Annotated in this window: 19 protein-coding genes and 1 tRNA gene; 16 read left to right on the top strand and 4 right to left on the bottom strand. The window is 62.7% G+C overall.

The window, feature by feature from the left end; translation table 11 throughout:
- The first annotated feature begins 14 nt into the window (after positions 1-14).
- The 5 genes from I6E51_RS10800 (at position 15) to I6E51_RS10780 (ending at position 3,798) form a co-directional block, all read left to right on the top strand.
- Positions 15-521: a septum formation initiator family protein gene (locus I6E51_RS10800; protein ID WP_231600028.1), complete on the top strand. Its 507-nt coding sequence runs from the start codon at positions 15-17 to the stop codon at positions 519-521.
- Positions 518-1,090, top strand: a complete 573-nt coding sequence (locus tag I6E51_RS10795; protein WP_231600027.1) for a DUF501 domain-containing protein — start codon at positions 518-520, stop codon at positions 1,088-1,090. Before I6E51_RS10800 ends, I6E51_RS10795 begins: the two co-directional genes overlap by 4 nt.
- A gap of 26 nt (positions 1,091-1,116) precedes the next feature.
- Positions 1,117-2,334, top strand: coding sequence for a S8 family serine peptidase (locus I6E51_RS10790; RefSeq protein ID WP_197108547.1), 1,218 nt, complete (start codon positions 1,117-1,119; stop codon positions 2,332-2,334).
- A gap of 38 nt (positions 2,335-2,372) precedes the next feature.
- Complete coding sequence (locus tag I6E51_RS10785; RefSeq protein WP_197107494.1) at positions 2,373-3,689, top strand: NAD(P)/FAD-dependent oxidoreductase; 1,317 nt, start codon at positions 2,373-2,375, stop codon at positions 3,687-3,689.
- A 35-nt stretch (positions 3,690-3,724) separates the two neighbouring features.
- Positions 3,725-3,798: transfer RNA gene (locus tag I6E51_RS10780), tRNA-Leu, on the top strand.
- 63 nt (positions 3,799-3,861) lie between these two features.
- Here I6E51_RS10780 and I6E51_RS10775 read toward each other — a convergent pair.
- Complete coding sequence (locus tag I6E51_RS10775; protein WP_197107492.1) at positions 3,862-4,284, bottom strand: arsenate reductase ArsC; 423 nt, start codon at positions 4,282-4,284, stop codon at positions 3,862-3,864.
- A 63-nt stretch (positions 4,285-4,347) separates the two neighbouring features.
- Entirely contained in the window at positions 4,348-5,331 is a 984-nt protein-coding gene (locus I6E51_RS10770) for a metalloregulator ArsR/SmtB family transcription factor (protein ID WP_197110313.1), read from the bottom strand.
- Positions 5,332-5,397: 66 nt separating this feature from the next.
- Here I6E51_RS10770 and I6E51_RS10765 point away from each other — a divergent pair, with 66 nt between their 5' ends.
- Entirely contained in the window at positions 5,398-6,084 is a 687-nt protein-coding gene (locus I6E51_RS10765) for an MIP/aquaporin family protein (protein WP_197107482.1), read from the top strand.
- Here I6E51_RS10765 and I6E51_RS10760 read toward each other — a convergent pair.
- Positions 6,081-6,383, bottom strand: a complete 303-nt coding sequence (locus I6E51_RS10760; protein WP_197107480.1) for a putative quinol monooxygenase — start codon at positions 6,381-6,383, stop codon at positions 6,081-6,083. The two genes, I6E51_RS10765 and I6E51_RS10760, sit on opposite strands and share 4 nt — an antisense overlap.
- Before the next feature lie 55 nt (positions 6,384-6,438).
- Here I6E51_RS10760 and I6E51_RS10755 point away from each other — a divergent pair, with 55 nt between their 5' ends.
- The 6 genes from I6E51_RS10755 to I6E51_RS10730 all read left to right on the top strand — a co-directional run bounded on the left by I6E51_RS10755 (position 6,439) and on the right by I6E51_RS10730 (position 12,697).
- Positions 6,439-7,179 (top strand): hypothetical protein, encoded by a 741-nt coding sequence (locus I6E51_RS10755; RefSeq protein WP_231600026.1) that lies wholly within the window; start codon positions 6,439-6,441, stop codon positions 7,177-7,179.
- Positions 7,180-7,319: 140 nt separating this feature from the next.
- Entirely contained in the window at positions 7,320-8,546 is a 1,227-nt protein-coding gene (locus I6E51_RS10750) for an amino acid deaminase/aldolase (RefSeq protein ID WP_197110312.1), read from the top strand.
- 14 nt (positions 8,547-8,560) lie between these two features.
- Entirely contained in the window at positions 8,561-9,910 is a 1,350-nt protein-coding gene (locus I6E51_RS10745) for a D-arabinono-1,4-lactone oxidase (protein WP_197110556.1), read from the top strand.
- Positions 9,911-9,972: 62 nt separating this feature from the next.
- Entirely contained in the window at positions 9,973-11,115 is a 1,143-nt protein-coding gene (locus I6E51_RS10740) for an FAD-dependent monooxygenase (protein ID WP_197110311.1), read from the top strand.
- A 92-nt stretch (positions 11,116-11,207) separates the two neighbouring features.
- Positions 11,208-11,774 (top strand): LemA family protein, encoded by a 567-nt coding sequence (locus tag I6E51_RS10735; RefSeq protein WP_197107474.1) that lies wholly within the window; start codon positions 11,208-11,210, stop codon positions 11,772-11,774.
- 38 nt (positions 11,775-11,812) lie between these two features.
- The gene (locus I6E51_RS10730) at positions 11,813-12,697 is read left to right on the top strand and encodes a M48 family metalloprotease (RefSeq protein WP_197110310.1); all 885 of its coding nucleotides are present in this window, start codon (positions 11,813-11,815) and stop codon (positions 12,695-12,697) included.
- A gap of 51 nt (positions 12,698-12,748) precedes the next feature.
- Here the strand turns inward: I6E51_RS10730 and I6E51_RS10725 are convergent, their stop codons facing one another.
- Entirely contained in the window at positions 12,749-13,981 is a 1,233-nt protein-coding gene (locus I6E51_RS10725) for a winged helix-turn-helix domain-containing protein (protein ID WP_197110309.1), read from the bottom strand.
- Between the two features lie 205 nt (positions 13,982-14,186).
- Between I6E51_RS10725 and I6E51_RS10720 the strand changes: the two genes are divergently transcribed.
- Genes I6E51_RS10720 through I6E51_RS10705 form a run of 4 tightly spaced genes read left to right on the top strand, consistent with a single transcriptional unit; the run spans position 14,187 to position 18,254 of the window.
- Complete coding sequence (locus tag I6E51_RS10720; RefSeq protein WP_197110308.1) at positions 14,187-15,299, top strand: ABC transporter substrate-binding protein; 1,113 nt, start codon at positions 14,187-14,189, stop codon at positions 15,297-15,299.
- A 35-nt stretch (positions 15,300-15,334) separates the two neighbouring features.
- Complete coding sequence (locus I6E51_RS10715) at positions 15,335-16,276, top strand: ABC transporter permease subunit (protein ID WP_197107453.1); 942 nt, start codon at positions 15,335-15,337, stop codon at positions 16,274-16,276.
- Positions 16,273-17,169: an ABC transporter permease gene (locus tag I6E51_RS10710; RefSeq protein WP_197107451.1), complete on the top strand. Its 897-nt coding sequence runs from the start codon at positions 16,273-16,275 to the stop codon at positions 17,167-17,169. Before I6E51_RS10715 ends, I6E51_RS10710 begins: the two co-directional genes overlap by 4 nt.
- Positions 17,166-18,254 carry an ABC transporter ATP-binding protein gene (locus I6E51_RS10705; protein WP_197110307.1) on the top strand — a complete coding sequence of 363 codons (1,089 nt, stop codon included), beginning with the start codon at positions 17,166-17,168 and terminating at the stop codon, positions 18,252-18,254. The genes I6E51_RS10710 and I6E51_RS10705 overlap by 4 nt, the downstream gene beginning before the upstream one ends.
- The last annotated feature ends 29 nt before the right edge of the window (positions 18,255-18,283 follow it).

The raw sequence follows: 18,283 nt of genomic DNA, 5'->3' as shown, positions 1-18,283 counted from the left end.
CTAGCATCGAACGCATGGCTAGGCGAGTACGAGCAAAAAAGGTAGCGGTGTCGCTGCCCGAGGAGAGCGCGCCCGAACACTGGTTGCGCACGATCCGCTTCTCGGGCTTCACCGTGCTCATGCTTGGTTTGCTCATACTCGCCGTCATCGTTCTAGCGCCCAACCTGCGCATTCTGATCGAGCAACAGCAGACAATTGCGCAACTGCAGTCTGAAGTAGAAGAGGCTCAAGAGTCTGTCGACAGCCTTACCGAAAACGTTGCCCGCTGGGATGACCGCGCCTACATCGAGTCCCAAGCCCGCGACCGGCTGTACTACGTGTATCCGGGCGAAGTGAGCTACCTGGTGACCGGTGAAGCGGCCGATGTCACCACCAATGATGGTGTTCCGGTGAGCGCGACCATCCAAACCACCCAGATTGATTGGGTGCAGACTCTCGTATCGTCCATTTACACTGCTGGTCTCACTGAAGACGCGCCCGACAAGCTGACCGCCCCCGTGATTGAAGGACCCAAGCAATGACCACCCCACCGTTTGACGCCGTCAGCGATGAAGATGTGCGCATTGTGTCGCTTCAACTCGGCCGCCCCGCTCGCGATGTGATCGGCATTGCCGCGCGCTGCGTGTGCGGAGCTCCCACTGTCGTGTCGACGAAACCGCGCCTGAGCGATGGAACACCGTTCCCCACGATCTATTACCTGTGCCACCCGGCGGCCACGGCATCCGTGTCGACGCTTGAAGCTGAGGGCCAGATGCCTGAACTTGCGGCAATGCTTGAGGGTGAGATTGCTGCGCAGTATCAGGCTGCCCACGAGGCTTATATTGCCGACCGGGATGGCATCGAGGTCGTTCCCGAGCTGGCCGGCGTTTCTGCTGGCGGCATGCCCACGCGAGTGAAGTGCTTGCACGCTCTCGTCGGGCATTCACTGGCAGCAGGCCCTGGCGTCAACCCGATTGGCGACATTGCTCTTGAGCGCGCCTCGTGGAGCCCGACCGTGTGCCAGTGCCCCGACTATTCAGGGGTGGCCAGCGCTGGCACCTCCGCGACGACAAACGCCTCAGCGAAGGCGGCGGGGGAGACACAACAGTGAAGCGGTGGGCTGCTGGCGCGATACTGATGGCGAGCCTCGCTTCGCTATTGGTGGCGACTCCTGCCCACGCGGATGCGGTGCGCGACCAAGAATATTGGCTTCAGGAGTACGGCATCGAAGCCGCGTGGAAGACCACCAAGGGTGCCGGCGTCACGATCGCCGTGATCGACACCGGTGTTGACGGCTCGGTGAAAGAGCTCGTCGGAGCTGTCACGGGGGGAACAGATTTCTCGGGCCAGGGTTCACCTGACGGCCAAACGCCGGTAGGCGACGACAATCCGGCCCACGGCACACTCGTGGCGTCGCTCGCGGCTGGCCGTGGCACCGGCACGGGCGCTGGCGTGATTGGTGCGGCTCCCGCAGCTAACATTTTGGCGATCTCTATCGGCTTCACCGGTGGTCCGATCAGTTCGGATGACCAGATCGCTCAGGCAGTTCGCTATGCGGTCGATCAGGGCGCTGATGTCATCAACCTGTCGCTGACCCGCGAGACTCTGGACTGGCCGCTCAGCTGGGACAGCGCATTCCTGTATGCAATGGACAATGACGTTGTTGTCGTGGCGGCGGCGGGCAACCGTGGCAGTGGAACTGCCTCCGTGGGGGCGCCCGCGACGATGCCCGGCGTTCTGACCGTTGCGGGTGTCGACGTTAACGGCGTCGCGAGTTTCAACGCCTCCACTCAGGGCATCACGATTGGTGTGGCCGCGCCAAGCGAAGACCTGGTCGGCGTCGCTCCCGGCGGTTCGCACGTCTTGTGGAACGGCACCAGCGGGGCAACCCCGATTGTGGCCGGTGTCGTTGCGCTCGTGCGGGCCGCGCATCCTGAACTGGATGCGAACAACGTTATTAATCGCATTGTGTCGACGGCACATGACACGGGTGCTCCCGGCGCAGACGCGATTTACGGCTTTGGTCTGATCGATGCCGAAGCAGCGGTGACAGCAAACGTTCCGCTCGTCGACGAGAACCCGATGGGCAGTCTCGCGGAGTGGATCACGATCTACCGTCGCGCGGCGTCAACGCCGATTCCGGTGCCGAGCTTTAGCCCGACGGCTACGCCGATTCCTGAGGTGGCTCCGGATGTCGCGGGGCCAGTCAGTCCGCTTGGAACCGTGCTCCCTACCGTGAGCATGCTTCGTAATGTGGGCGTACCACTTGCAATTTATGCGATTTTCTTGATGATTTTGGCCGGTTCGGGCGTCTTAGCTTGGCGTCGGTTTAGGAGTCTGCGCGAGACAGAGTAAGTTTGGTGGCGAACTTCCCTTTTAGGAGACTCTAACTCGTGCCAAAAATCTTGATTGTCGGCGGCGGTTACGCCGGTTTTTACACTGCTCGTAAGCTCGAAAAGTGGCTGCGTCGCGGCGAAGCTGAGGTCACCATGGTGGACCCTCTTCCCTACATGACGTACCAGCCTTTCTTGCCTGAGGTTGCAGCAGGCTCCATTGAGCCTCGCCACGCGGTTGTTCCGCACCGTCGCCACTTGAAGACCACCAAGGTCGTCACGGCGAAGGTCACCGGAATCAACCACGAGGCGAAGACTGCAACGATTCAGCCTGAAGTGGGTGACTCGTGGGAGATCGACTACGACCTCGTTGTCGTTACCGCTGGCGCCGTTTCGCGCACCTTCCCGATCCCGGGCGTTGCTGACGAAGCCATCGGCATGAAGACGATCGAAGAGGCTGTTGCCGTTCGTGACCGTCTTCTCACCAACTTTGACAAGGCATCCAACCTGCCTGCAGGCCCCGAGCGCGACCGTCTGCTGACGTTCGTCGTTGTCGGTGGCGGCTTCGCCGGTATCGAAGCCTTCGGCGAAATGCGCAGCCTTGCCTCGTCACTGCTGCCGCTCTACCCGAGCCTTAACTTCGAAGACACTCACTTCCACCTCATCGAAGCCATGGGCCGCATCATGCCCGAGGTTTCGCTCGAGACGAGCAAGTGGGTTATCAAGAACCTCGCTGACCGTGGCGCACAGATCCACCTCGACACCCAGCTGAAGTCGGCTGTGGATGGCGTGGTTGAGTTGTCGACCGGGGAAAGCTTCGAGTCAGACACCATCGTGTGGACCGCTGGCGTTATGGCCAACCCGGTCGTGCGCAGCACTGACCTTCCCATCGAAGAGCGTGGACGCATCCGCGTACAGGCAGACCTCCGTGTCATCAACGATGACGGTGTTGTCGAGGGTGCCTGGGGTGCCGGCGACGTGTGTGCTGTTCCTGACCTCACCGGTGGTGGCGTTGGCGGCTTCTGCGTTCCGAACGCTCAGCACGCTGTTCGCCAGGCCAAGCTCATGGCCAAGAACATTGTGGCTTCGCTTCGCGGCGAAGAGACCAAGGACTATTTCCACAAGAACCAGGGTGCCGTTGCCGGTCTCGGTCTCTACCACGGCGTTTTCCAGTCGGGCAAGATCGCGGTCAAGGGTTTCCCAGCGTGGTTCATGCACCGTGGCTACCACGGCATGGCGATGCCAATGTTCGAGCGCAAGGCTCGCGTCTTCAGCAACTGGATCACGAACTTCTTCTGGGGTCGCGACACCATTTCGCTCGAGGCACGCGTAGAACCGCGCCGCGCATTCGAAGAATTCGCTTCACGCCCCAAGTAGCGTGACTGCATGCTCCACGTGAAAGCGTGGGGCGTGCCCCGATAGCCCAATTGGCAGAGGCAGATGACTTAAAATCATCACAGTCAGGGTTCGAGTCCCTGTCGGGGCACTGCACGATTAACGAGTTGAAGGCGGTCGCAGAGCGGCCGCCTTCAATGGTTTAAGCAGTTGTCTAGGCGGGAAGGATCTCCGCCAGCAGCTTCTGGATGCGCGCCTTGATGTCATCACGAATCGGCCGAACCTCGTCGAGGCCCTTGCCCTTCGGGTCGACGAGTTCCCAGTCTTCGTAGCGCTTGCCGGGGAAGATGGGGCAGACGTCGCCGCAGCCCATCGTGATGACAACATCCGAGGCCTGCACCTGGTCGGTGGTCATGAGCTGGGGGACTGCCTTCGAGATGTCGATGCCCTCTTCGGCCATTGCCTGAATCGCGATGGGGTTGATTTCGTTGCCGGGCTCAGAACCTCCCGAACGCACCTCGACCGCGCCATCCGACAGCGCCGTCATGTAACCGGCGGCCATTTGCGAGCGGCCAGCGTTGTGGATGCACACGAACAGAACGACGGGCTTGGCGGTGGTGGCGGTCTCAGTAGTCATACACAAAGCATAGATGAAGGTCTATGTCTCGCGCGAACGAAGACAGGGTGAGCGTGAGTTAGTTCACGCAGCGTTCACCGGCGGCAGCGACTGAAGCAGCGCACGCACTCGCGCGTCGATGTCATCACGCACGGCTCGCACGCCGTCCATGCCGAGCTCGGCAGGGTCGGGGAGTTCCCAATCGAGGTAGCGACGGCCGGGATAAATGGGGCACGCATCGCCGCAGCCCATCGTGATCACGACATCCGCACCCCGCACGACCTCGTCAGTGAGCGGCTTCGGGTACTCACCATCGACCGAGACGCCAATCTCGTCGAGAGCCGCCACGATCTTCGGATTGATGGTCTCGGTGGGCTCTGATCCGGCGGTGAGCACGCGCACCCGATCGCCCGCAAGAGACCGCAGAATTGCGGATGCCATTTGCGAGCGACCCGCATTCTGTACGCACACAAACAGCACGTCGGTTGGCGCGCCGGATGCCGCGGCATCCGTCACCTCGTCGGAGTCAGCAAGCGCAAGCGACCCCAGACGGTCGGCGGCGAACCGGGAGGTGTGCGACGACAAATGGCGATCGCGCGGCGCGCCCTGGCGCAGCAGTTCGTAGCTGCTCGCCACATACTCGGCGACGGTTTCGCGAGAGAAGACCCCCGCGAAGCGCAGGGCGAGGTCGTCGGTGATGCGGGCCAGAATCGCAGGATCGACGGCAGCGGCAGCGGCGGAGGCGTCAGCGGGGGAGCGCTGCACAAAGTCGAAGACGTCGGCGAGGCGGGATTGCACGAGCGAATACCAGACCTGGCGGCCCTCTTGAGTGCTCTGCAAGATTCCGTCGGTGGCCATGATGCGCACGTGATGGCTCACGGTCGGTTGCGTGAGGCCGAGGCGGGCGGCAAGGTCGGTGACCCCGCGGCGGCCATCCGGGGCATCCATAAGCAGACGCAATATTTGCACCCGGGTGGGGTCGGCGATGGCGCGCATACTGTGAGCGATGCGCTCGGCAATGGCGCGTTCGCTTTCGCGAGCGGAGGCGGGTGACTCGGTCGCTGGCATGGGTAGAAGTCTAAAGGACAACATCCGATTCATAGACAGTTATCAATGTTTGGGTATGATCGCGGAATGACTGCGACCCATTCCTTTGCCGTGGCCCGACGCCTCACCGCCGAATTCCTCGGAAGCGCCGGCCTTGCCGCCGTCGTTATCGGCTCCGGAATTGCCGCCCAACAGCTTTCCCCCAACGATGTCGGCTTGCAGCTTCTCGAGAACGCCCTCGCGACCGCCTTCGGTCTTGGAGTGCTCATTCTGGTCTTCATGACCGTCAGCGGCGCCCACTTCAATCCAGTCGTGTCGATCGTCGATTCGCTCAGCGGGCTGCGCTCGTGGCGTGACACCGCCCTCTACATTCCGACCCAGATTGTCGGATGCATCGTCGGCGCGATTCTCGCGAACCTCATGTTCGGGCAGGCCGCCGTGACCATCAGCACCACCGTGCGACTCACACCGGGGCATTTCTTGAGCGAGGTCGTGGCAACCGCCGGACTCATCATGGTGATCTTCGCCCTCGTGCGCACCGGTCGCGCGAACCTGGCGCCTATCGCTGTTGGCGTCTACATCGGCGGCGCCTATTTCTTCACGAGTTCTACGAGCTTTGCCAACCCCGCCATCACCATCGGCCGGATGTTCAGCGACACGTTCGCAGGAATCGCCCCAGGCTCGGCTCCCGGTTTCATCGCGGCTCAGCTCATCGGTGCTGCGATCGGCTTCGGGCTGGTGCGCTGGGTCTTCCCGGAACGCCGTATCGCTTAGCTGCGCAGTGGTGACCCGACAACCTCGAAGCGGTGCCCGCCCATTTCACCACTCAGTAGCGGAAGTGCTTCCTTGATCGCTGCCTGCACGCTCGCGAGTTGCAGCGAAAGTTGGTGGGCTTCGGCTGATTCCCAGAGCTCCGAAACGAACACGGTGTCGGGATACTCGTCGCTGACGCCCACCTCGTAGCTGAGGCATCCGGCGCTATCGAGGTCTGTGCTGCGGCGCGTGAGGATGGCCACAACCTCGTCGCGGTGGCCGGGCTGCACTCCGATGGTGCCTACGTTTGCGAAAGTCATCCTCTTACCTAAAATCACCTCAGCCGATTCGTCAAGGGCGGAGTGATAATGAGCCGTGCCCAAGAAATCTCGCGACGAAACTGACGTCGACGCCCAGCAAGACAAACTCATCAAACGCCATGCGCGCGGTGAGCATCGGTGGCCGGCCGCTGCCGGTGTGCTGGTGGTATTGGCCAGCTATGCCTTCTTGCCGACCGTGATCATGCCTGTCCCCGTGCGCATTGTGGTCGTGGCGCTTGGCCTGGTCATGCTGATTCCCGTGATCGCCCTCAATCCGGTGCGGCTGGTGAAGCAAACCTCATGGTCACGCACTCTGTCGGTGGGGCTCGCGCTGTTGCTCGCCATCGCCAACGTGGCCGCGCTCGTCTTTGTGGTGATCGTGCTCGTCACTACCGGGGCGAAGGATGGCCCCTCGATGCTCTTGGCCGCCACGCAGGTCTGGCTCACCAACATGATTGCGTTTGCGCTTGTCTATTGGGAGTTGGATCGCGGTGGTCCGGTCACGCGTCACACGAGTGATCGTTCTGCGCTTCCGCTCGCCGACTTTCGCTTCGCCCAGGACGAAGACCATGATGCGATTGATGAGGTGAAAGGCCGATCATCCGCCGCCATCGGCTGGACGCCCTCCTTCACCGACTACCTCTACGAATCAGCCATCGGTTCGATGGCGTTCAGCCCCGGTGCCGCGATGCCGCTCTCGCCGCGCGTGAAGCTGTTGTTGCTGGTGCAGTCGCTGGGCGCCTTCATCATGCTCGCCCTTGTGATCGCCCACGCCGTCGGCCAATTGGGGTCGTAACTTCGCACCGGATGCTCGCCGCAGTGGTTCGCGGCAATTGTGCTGCGCGCAGGGTTCTGGGAAAGTTGAGCAACTAAGGCGCTGGTGCCGCAGCAGGTTGCATCAGCGCAGGACCGCCCACGCCCTGCCCGAAGGAACCCGTGAAGCTGCTCAGCACCCCCGCACCGCTCTGGAACAGCCCCGAGAGCTATTGGCAGAGCCTCGCGGATGCCACGCACTCCCTCGACGCTCCGTATGGGGTGCTGTCGCTCGAGGCGCTGTCACACAACGCTGCCGATATGGTTCGCCGGGCATCCGGGGTGCCGATTCGGGTGGCGAGCAAGTCGATTCGAGTTCGTGCGGTGATGGATGCCGTGCTCGAGCTCGACGGGTTCAGGGGCGTTCTCGCCTACACGCTCACCGAGGCTCTCTGGCTGGCCGAGACCATTGACGATGTGGTGGTCGGCTACCCCGCGGTGGATCGTGCGGCGATTGCAGCCCTCGGCACTAGCCCGGCGCTCGCCGAACGCGTCACGCTCATGATCGACTCGGTCGAGCACCTCGATTTTGTTGACTCAGTGGTGTCTCCTCAGCACCGCGAAACGATCCGCGTCTGCATTGATGTGGATGCCTCGTTCCAGTCGCCCCTGCTCGGTCACGTCGGTGCGCACCGCTCTCCCGTGCGCTCGGCGGCGCAAGCGCGCACGCTCGCGAGCACGGTCGTCGATCGTGCCGGTTTCGCCCTCGTCGGCGTCATGGCGTACGAAGCGCAGATCGCGGGAGTCGGCAATCGCCCGCCGCACAAGGCCGCTTATGGCCGCCTGCTCGATGTCATGCAGACGGCATCCGCCAAGGAACTGCGCGAACGTCGGGGCGAGATTGTCGCCTCGATCAGCGAGATTGCCGAACTCGAATTCGTGAACGGTGGGGGAACCGGCTCGCTTGAGTCCACTGCCGAAGACGCCGCGGTCACTGAAATTGCGGCGGGCAGCGGACTCTTCGGCCCGCACCTTTTCGACAACTACAGCCACTTCACCCCGGCGCCGGCCGCAGCGTTCGCGCTCGCGGTCGACCGCAAATACTCCCTCGATATTGCGACAGTGCACGGTGGCGGCTGGATCGCCTCGGGTGAAGCGGGCGTCGACCGGATGCCCCAGCCCACCTGGCCGAAAGGGCTCAAGTATGTGCCGCGCGAGGGTGCCGGCGAAGTGCAGTCACCACTCACGGGCCCCGCAGCGGAGCACCTTCAGATCGGAGACCGCGTGTGGTTCCGCCACACGAAAGCGGGCGAGCTGTCTGAGCACCTCAACGAATTCGCGGTCATCGCTGACGGTCGCATCGTCGATACCGTTCCGACCTACCGCGGCGAAGGCAAAGCCTTCCTGTGACGACTCCCGAGTGGATGCCGCCAGCCGAGCGCCGCGCGTCGAGCCCGACTCCGGCATCCCTGAGTCCCGGTTCCGTGTGGCGCAATTGGGGCCGTTCTGAGCGTTCGCGTCCCGAGTTCGCGGCTCGCCCGGAGAGCGTCGACGAGGTCATCGCGGCGGTGCACTTCGCGCGCGAGAACGGCGTGACTGTCAAGGCCTGGGGTGCCGGCCACAGCTTCACCTCGATTGCGGCAACCGATGGCGTGCATCTCGACGTCGGTGCACTCGCCGGGGTGCTCGCGGTCGACGGCACCCACGTCACGCTCGGTGCCGGCACACACCTCTTCGAATTCCCGGCGCTGCTCGAACCGCTGGGGCTCGCCCTCGCCAACATGGGCGACATCGATCGCCAGACGATTGCTGGGGCGATTTCCACTGGCACCCACGGCACGGGGGCGCAGTTCGGCGGCATCGCCACTGACGTGCGCGGCGTCACGCTCGTGACCGCCGCGGGCGAAGTGCTGCGCATCAACGCGACCGAAAACCCAGAACTGCTCCCGGCCGCGGCCCTCGGCCTTGGCGCCCTCGGCATCCTCGTCGATGTGACGCTCGAGTGTGTGCCGACCTTTCTGCTGCACGCAGTGGAGCGCCCAGAACCCGCTGCCACCGTCCTCGCTGAGTGGCTGCAGCGCAGCGCCGAAACTGACCACTTTGAGTTCTACGTCTGGCCGCACACCGAGACAGCTCTCACCAAGAGCAACACACGCTTACCGGGTGATGCGCCGCGGCATCCGCTCACGAAGTTCTCCCGCTGGTTCGATGATGAGTTCATGGCCAACGGGGTCTTTCGCGCGATCTGCGCGGCGGGCAAAACCGTGCCCGCGATCATCCCGCCCATCAATCGTCTCGCCGTGAAGCTCTCGGGCAATCGCGAGTTCACCGACGTCTCGAGCACCGTCTTCGTCACCGATCGCACAGTCCGTTTTCGCGAAATGGAATATGCCCTGCCCATCGAGGCGGTGCCGGATGCCGTGCGCGCCATCCAGAAGCTGATCGCCGATCGAGGGTGGAAAGTTTCATTCCCGATCGAGGTGCGTTCGGCAGCGGCGGACTCATTGCTGCTGTCGACCGCGTCGGGGCGGGCCACCGGCTATGTCGCGGTGCACCGGTACTGGCGCGAAGACCCGGCCGAGTATTTTCGAGAGGTTGAGGCGATCATGATGGCCCACGATGGGCGACCTCACTGGGGAAAATTGCATAACCGGCAAGCCGAATCGCTCGCGGCGGCGTATCCGGGTTTCAATGAGTTCTTGAGCATTCGCGATCGGCTTGATCCTGGTCGCGTGTTTGCGAACGACTATCTGCGCCAAGTGTTGGGGCGATAGCGGCTCAAGCTTTAATGCACGAGTCGAGTAGTACGAGAAAGGGCGCGATTATCAAAGCCATTGTGTGTGGAGCAGGAATCGCTGGACTCACGGTCGCCGGTCAGCTGGCTGAACGCGGGTGGGAGGTTGTGCTTCTGGAGGCTGCTCCCGAGCGCCGCACGCAGGGCTACATGATCGACTTCTTTGGGCCCGGCTATGACGCCGCCGAGAAGATGGGCATTCTGGATCGTTTGCGCGAGCTGCGATACCCGATTAGCGAGGCCCGTTTTGTGCGCCCCAACGGTCGCAGTCAAGCAATTGATTATGAGCTTGTGGCGGCCAATGAGGGCGGCAAGTTGATGAGCCTGATGCGCCAAGACCTCGAACAAACCCTTTTCGACGTTCTCCCCGAGAGCGTTGAACTGCGGCTCGGCAGCGCCGTTGTGTCGGTCGAAGACCGCACCGATTACGTCACCACGGTGCTCGCCGATGGTTCGCGCATTTCGGGAGACATTGTGGTGGCAGCGGACGGCATCCATTCGGCTGTTCGACATGATCTTTTTGGTGATTCGGCGGCGTTCGATCGCCAGCTGGGGATGCACACCTGCGCTTACACGTTCGACTCTCCACGCCTTCACGCCAAGCTCGGCGACGCTCTGATCTCAACAGATGAGCTGGATCGCATGGTCGGTTTGTATGGATTGCGCGATGGCAAGGTTGCGCTTTTCGCTGCCCACCGCGTGAACGACACGGTGCTTCCTGCCGATACGCGTGCGGCTATTCGCTCTGCCTACGCGGGCATGGGCGATGACGTTGCTGAGGCGCTCGAGAAGTGCCCGGAGCCCGACAAGATTTACTACGACCAGGTTGCCCAGATCGAACTGCCCGTGTGGAGTCGTGGCCGCGTTGTCTTCGCGGGCGATGCGTGCCAAGCGGTTTCGTTGCTTGCCGGGCAGGGAGCGTCGTTGGCGATCGCAGGTGGATTGCTCTTAGCCGAGAAGATTTCGAGCGATCGAGAACTCAGCGCCACCTTCGCCGAATACGAAGAAGAATGGATGCCGGTGGTCGCCGATAAGCAGGCCGCTGGCCGTCGGGCAGCGAACGGTTTTCTGCCGCACACCCTGTTCCAGCTCTGGAAGCGCCGCGCGGGCCTCGCCCTGCTGACAGCGCCGGTGATTGGCAAGTTCGTCACCTCCACGATCACGGGAACTAAGACGTTCACATAGCCGGAGTAGAGCGGTGTGTCGGCCCTTTATTGGGGGTCGCAAGTGGCCCAGTTTCTCGGTGGAGGCACAGGAGCACGTTCTATAGTTGAGGCATGGAATTCCTGATCGTAATCGGCGTAATCGTCCTGCTCGCAGTCATCGTCGGCATCTACCTGTGGTCGACGTATAACTCGCTGGTCACGCTCAACGTGCGCGTTGATGAGGCGTGGAGCGACATCACGGTGCAACTCAAGCGTCGTGCTGACCTGCTGCCTAACCTCATCGAGACGGTCAAGGGCTATGCCGCGCACGAGAAGGGCGTCTTTGAGGCCGTCACGAAGGCCCGCGCCGAGTCGTTGAACGCTCAGGGCCCCGTCGATGCGGCTGCTGCCGAGAACCACATGCAGTCTGCCCTCAAGAGCATCTTTGCTGTCGCTGAGGCGTACCCGCAGCTGCAGGCCAGCCAGAACTACCTTCAGCTTCAGGGCGAACTTGTTGACACTGAAGACAAGATTCAGGCCAGCCGTCGTTTCTACAACGGTGGTGTGCGCGAGCTCAACACCAAGATCAAGATCTTCCCGAACACGTTGTTCGCGCGCAATCTTGGTTTCCACGAGCGTGAGTTCTTCGAGGTTGCGGATGCCGCATCCATCGCTGAGCCGCCGCGCGTGCAGTTCTAAGTCTTCGTCTTTCTAACCGCGTGACCAGGATGTTCTAGATGTATCGCGCCATAGCGAAAAACAAGCGCAACACCGTTCTGATCATCATCCTGTTCGTTATCCTCATTGGGTTTCTCGGCTTTGCGCTGAGCTTCCTGATGGGGGGCGACCCGATGACAATCACGATCGGCACGATCATTGGTGCCGGTGCGTTCACGCTGATTCAGTACTACGCGGCGTCAAAGCAGGCGTTGGCAATGAGCGGCGCTGTCGAGATTCAAAAATCCGACAATCCGCGGTTGTACCGCATTGTCGAGAACCTGTCGATCACAACAGGCACGCCGATGCCGAAGGTATACATCGTCAACGATCCAGCGCCGAACGCTTTCGCTACCGGGCGTGACCCGGAACATGCTGCTGTTGCTGCGACGACTGGGCTCCTAGAACTGCTCGACGATTCGGAGCTCGAGGGTGTGATGGCCCATGAGATGGGTCACGTGCAGAACTATGACATCCGGGTATCGATGATCGTGTTCGGTCTCGTCGTTGCTGTCGGTTTTATTTCGGACATTGCGTTGCGCTTCACTCTGTTTGGCGGTCGCGGCAATAACAACAACTCGAACCCCGTGATGATTATCGTTGGACTGGCTGCTCTCCTCATTTCGCCGCTTGTCGCGGCGGCAGTGCAGGCGTCGATTTCGCGTCAGCGTGAATATCTTGCGGATGCCACTGGTGCGTTGACGACGCGTCACCCGGATGCTCTGGCTAGCGCTTTGCAGAAGCTGTCGGATTACAGCCGTCCGATGCAGAAGCAAAACTCGACGATGGCCCACATGTGGATTTCGGATCCGACGAAGCCGGGCATCATGGATCGTCTCTTCAGCACGCATCCGCCGCTCGCTGACCGCGTTGCGCGTCTCGGCAAGATCGGCGGAGGCTTCTAGCCGACGCAGCTGATTCTGGCTGCCGCAGTCGCGGCGTTCAGATGGTGCTGGCTAGCGCTGCAGCTCTGCCTCGATGGCGGGGGAGAGGTTTCCGCGGCCGGTCACGGCGATCTCGCCCATGCCTTGCCAGTGCGCGATCTCGCGCAGGCTGGGCACGATGCGTTCGGCGAGTGCTCCGGTGCCTCCGGGCAGGGCGTCGAGCCCGTCTTCGTGCCACGCGGATTGCACGCGAAGCACACCCGCTTGGCGGTCGGTCTTGAGGTCGATGCGGCCGACGAGGGCGTCATCCACGAGCACAGGCAGCGAGTAGTAGCCGAAGGTGCGTTGGGGCTCGGGGAGATAAATTTCGATGCGGTAGTGGAACCCAAACATGCGCTCGGCACGCTTGCGATCCCACACCACGGGGTCGAAGGGCGAGAGCAGCGCGACGTGTTCGATGCGGCGGGGGAGGCGGGCATCCCGGTGCAGCCAGGCAGGCTGCTCCCAGCCGCGCACGGTCACGGGAACGAGCTCGCCAGCATCCGCCAGTTCGGCAATAGCCGGGCGAACGTCAGCGCCTTTGAGGCGAAAGTAGTCGGCGAGGTCGGATGCCGTGCCGATACCCAGCGCCCGTGCGGATTCCGCAATCAGGGCGCGGTGAGCGTCGGCGCGGGTCACTTCGCGCTCGCGCAGCTCGGCCGGAATGAGGTGCTCGGTCAGCGCGTAGGTGCGTTCGAAGCGCGTGCGGCCAGCGCTGACGACTTCGCCCCAGCGGAACAGCATCTCGAGTCCTTGCTTGACGTCAGACCACCCCCACCAGGGTCCGGTGCGGCGGTTGGCGTCGTGCTCGATCTGGCGGGCGGTAACGGGTCCGGTGGTGGCGAGTTCTTCGCGCAGCCACTGCAGCATGGGCTGGTTGTCACGCACCCATTCGTAGCGCACGGCATCGCGTTCGCGCAGCGACTCCATCTTCCAGCGCCACAACGGCCACGATTCGAGCGGAATGAGCGCGGCTTCGTGCGCCCAGTATTCGACGTACCGGCCGGGCATGCGCGCGGTTGGCGTGCGGAACGTCAGCGCATCAAGAGCGGCCTTGTCGTAGTGGCCGAGGCGAGCGAACACCGGCTGGTAGTGACTGCGCTCGAACACGTTGACCGAGTCGAGTTGCAGCAGCCGGATGCGGTCAAAAAGTAGGTTGAGCTGTCGCGTTCCCGCGGGGTTGGCCGCAGTCGCGGTGCCGCGCCCAAAGCCTTGGGCGGCGAGCAGCACTCGGCGCGCTTGCGCTGCAGAGAGGGAATCGACCACGGCTCGACTCTACCGAGCGGCGGCGACATCCATTCGCTAGGGCGCCGAACAGCTCCACCGAGCAATTGTGTTTGTATCGTTCATCGTTCGTTTACCAAGATGAAAGCGAACGCCGCATCAGGCTGCGTACCGTCAACTCCGGATCGTTTCGGTACCCTCTGCCCGTTTACAGCGCGGGCGGCTGCGACGGTCGTTGGAGGAAGTCTTGTTCACTAAGCGCACCCTCGCCGCTGTTGCACTCGTTGCAGCTTCGGCGATTTCACTCAGTGGTTGCAGCACCACTGAGGCAGCTGCTGGCGATGTTGACGCATCGACTGCCACCACCGTTGAAGACTTCGGTGGAATGGACGCTCTTATCGCAGCCGCGCAGGCTGAGGGCGAACTCAATGTCATTGCGTTGCCTGACAACTGGGCAAACTATGGCGAGATCAAGGCTCTCTTCGAAGAGAAGTACGACATCATCGTCAACTCGGCTGACCCCGACGTTTCTAGCGCCGAAGAAATCGCCGCTGCTGACAACCTCAAGGGCCAGGACACCGCTCCTGACGTCTTCGACCTCGGTACCGCTGTCACGCTCGACAGCCTTGACTACTTCGCTCCCTACATGGTTGCCAACTGGGATGAAATTCCTGAGGGCAACAAGGACGCAACCGGCCTCTGGGTCAACGACTACACCGGCAGCATGTCGATCGGTTATGACTCCAACTCGGTTCCCGAGCCCACGAGTCTCGATGACCTGCTCAAGGCTGACTACCGTGGCGCTGTTGCGCTGAACGGTGACCCCACGCAGGCCGGAGCGGCTTTCGCTGCTGTCGGACTCGCCACCGTTCACAGTGGTGGAACCCTCGATGACTTCACGCCCGGCATCGAGTTCTTCGAAGAGCTCAACGACGCCGGCAACTTCATCCCGGTCAACGTCACGGGAGCAACCATTGCTGCCGGCGAGACCAAGGTTGCCTTCGACTGGAGCTACAACAACCTCGCTGCAGCAGCAACGGTTGACGGCTGGAAGGTTACGACTCTTCCTGGCGCTGTCTACACGAGCTTCTACAACCAGGCCGTCAGCAAGGATGCCCCGCACCCGGCTGCTGCTCGTCTCTGGCAAGAATTCCTCTACAGCCCCGAAGCGCAGAACCTCTTCATCGTCGGTGGCGCTTACCCGGTCACGATTCAGGCTCTGCAGGATGCCGGAACCGTCGACACCGCAGCACTTGACGCTCTCGGAGCCCTCGAGGGTGAACTTGTCACCCCGACCCCCGAGCAGGCTGAAGAAAACGCAACGATCCTGGCTGAGAAGTGGGCTGCGGCAATCGGCTAACGCTGATTCCCTCACGCACCTTTAGCTAATACATCGTGTCGCTAGCCACCGCGCCAGCGCCCGAACAGGATGGTGTCGAGCTCACCGCTCGGCACCATCCTCGGGTGGCCCTGGTCAAGCCGTCAAACCGGCGTCGTCGCCTCGCTTATGCGGGGCTAACGCCGTTTGCGGCCTACGTTCTCATCTTCCTTGCCCTTCCCACCATCCTTGCGGTGGTCACGGGCTTCTTCTCCGACGACGGTTCGCTGACGTTCGACAACATCACGGGACTGTTTACCCCGACCATCCTCGCCACCTTTGGTAGCTCGTTCTGGCTCTCGGGTGTCACCGCCGTGATCGGTGCCGTTGTGGGTGCCCTCATTTGCTACGCGATGCTCGGCACCAAGGTTGGTGGCCTACTGCGTACGATCATCGAGTCGGCGGCCAGCGTGCTCGCCCAGTTCGGTGGCGTGATGCTCGCCTTCGCGTTCATCGCGACGATCGGCGTGCAAGGGCTCGTCACGGTCATTCTGCGTGACACCTTCGGCGTCGATATTTTTGCGGATGGCGTGTGGCTCTATCAGGTGCCCGGCCTCATCCTTCCCTACGTCTACTTTCAGGTTCCCCTCATGGTGATCACTTTCCTGCCCGCCCTCACCGCGCTGCGCCCGCAGTGGGCCGAAGCCAGTGCAACGCTCGGCGGCACCCGCTTCGCCTACTGGCGCTACATCGCAGCCCCTGTGCTCGCCCCGGCCTTTCTTGGCTCGTTGCTGTTGCTCTTCGCCAACGCCTTCTCGTCGTTCGCCACGGCCGCTGCGCTCATCAGCCAGGGCTCGCAGATCGTGCCCCTCCAGATCCGCGCGGCGCTCGTCAGCGAAACCGTGCTCGGCCGCGAAAACATGGCGGGCGCTCTTGCGCTCGGGATGATCGTGGTCATGGTCGTCGTCATGTGGGCGTACTCCGTGCTGCAGGCTCGCACCTCGCGGTGGCAAAAGTGAGCGCCGACATCGCCGCGCCGCTGAGCCCGGTGGAGCCCGCTCCCGCGTCAGCGCCCGCAGAGCGGCGCCCGAAAACCGCGAACCAAGCCGTGCGCATCGGAGCCGAGCCGAGCACGCTTGCCCGCCGACTCATCCTCGGCATCATCGGCGGTATCTTCCTGATCCCCGTGATCGCGATGATCGAGTTCACCTTCCGCAACGGCCTCGCCGGCGACTACACGACAAGCCACTGGACGGGACTCTTCACCGAAGACAGCGCCCGCACCTACCGCGGTCTGTATCAGGCGATCGAGAACTCACTCGTGCTCGCCGCCGTCACCGTCGCCATCGTGCTCGTGTTGCTGCTGCCGACGATGGTGCTTGTGCACATGCAGTTCCCGCGCCTCAAGCGCACCCTCGAATTCATCTGCATCATCCCCATCACGGTGCCCGCCATCGTGCTCGTCGTCGGTCTCGCGCCGGTGTACTCGGTGGTCGTGCAAGTGCTCGGCGGCTCCACCTGGACTCTCGCTTTCGCCTATGGCATCACCGTGTTGCCGTATGCCTATCGCGCCATTCAGGGCAACCTCGATGCGATCCCCGTGAAGACCCTCAGCGAAGCGGCCAGCACTCTCGGTGCAGGCTGGCTGACCGTGCTGTGGACGATCCTGCTGCCGAACCTGCGCCGGGGAGTGCTCGCGGCATCCTTCATCTCGATTGCGGTCGTGCTTGGTGAGTTCACCATTGCGAGCCTGCTCAATCGTCGCAACCTGCAAACCGCGCTGCTTCAGGTCTCGCAGTCCGATCCCTGGGTTGCTGTGATCTTTGCGCTCGCCGCCCTTGCCCTCGCTTTCGTCTTGCTGCTGATCATCGGCCGCCTCGGATCAGCAACGCCCTCTAGGAGAAAATCATGACCGCCACGTTTACTATGACGGGCCCCACCGCCACCCACACGCCGACTGCGGGAGCAACCGTTCAGCTCAGTGCCGTCGTGAAGGCTTTCTCGGGCCACACCGCGCTCAACAGCATCGACCTCGACGTTGCCCCTGGCGAACTCGTTGCGCTGCTCGGTCCCTCCGGCTGCGGCAAGACCACCGCGCTCCGCAGCATCTCCGGGCTTGAGAGCATCGACAGCGGTCGCATACTCATCGATGGCGTGGATGTCGCAGACACTCCCACGAATAAGCGCGACATCGGGATGGTCTTTCAGGCCTACTCGCTGTTCCCGCACATGACGGTGCTCGAGAACGTGGAGTTTGGCCTCAAGATGCGCAAGGTTGCCGCCGCTCGTCGCCGCGAACGTGCCCTCGAGACCCTAGACATGGTCGGTCTCACGAAGCACCAGGACCGCTTCGCCCACCAGCTCTCGGGTGGCCAACAGCAACGTGTTGCTCTCGCCCGTGCCCTCGTCACGCGCCCCCGAGTGCTGCTCCTCGATGAGCCGCTCAGTGCCCTCGATGCCAAGGTGCGGGTGCAGCTGCGCGAAGAGATTCGTCGCCTGCAAACCGAACTCGGCATCACGACCGTCTTCGTGACCCACGACCAAGAAGAGGCGCTCGCCGTCGCCGACCGCGTCGCCGTCATGCGCGACGGTCGCATCGAACAAATCGGCACGCCAGAAGAGCTGTACGCGACCCCAGCCAACGCCTTTGTCGCCGACTTTGTTGGTCTCAGCAATCGGATGCCCGCCGAGCTGATTGACGGCCAAGTCACCCTCCACGGCTGCAGCCTCAACCTTCTCGGCGACCCCATGCCCGATGGCCCCGTCATCGCGCTCGTTCGCCCGGAGGACATCGCCCTCTCCACCGACGGAATCGCCGGCACGGTCATCTCGTCGAGCTTCCTGGGCTCCCTGCGCCGCACGCGCGTGCGACTCTTCGACGACACGGTCGTTGCCATCCAGCATGAGGTGGAGCGGCATCCGCTGCCCGGTGAGGCCGTCACGGTGCGTCTCAAGGGCGCACCCGTGAGTGCACTGCCTCCCAAGGTGAAGAAGTAGCGGCCACACGCGATCGAATTGGGGCGCAG

The organism is Salinibacterium sp. NSLL17, assembly GCF_015864935.1.
Taxonomy (GTDB): domain Bacteria; phylum Actinomycetota; class Actinomycetes; order Actinomycetales; family Microbacteriaceae; genus Rhodoglobus.
Note: the sequence above shows the minus strand (reverse complement) of the source record. Positions and strands in the feature narration are given on the sequence as shown.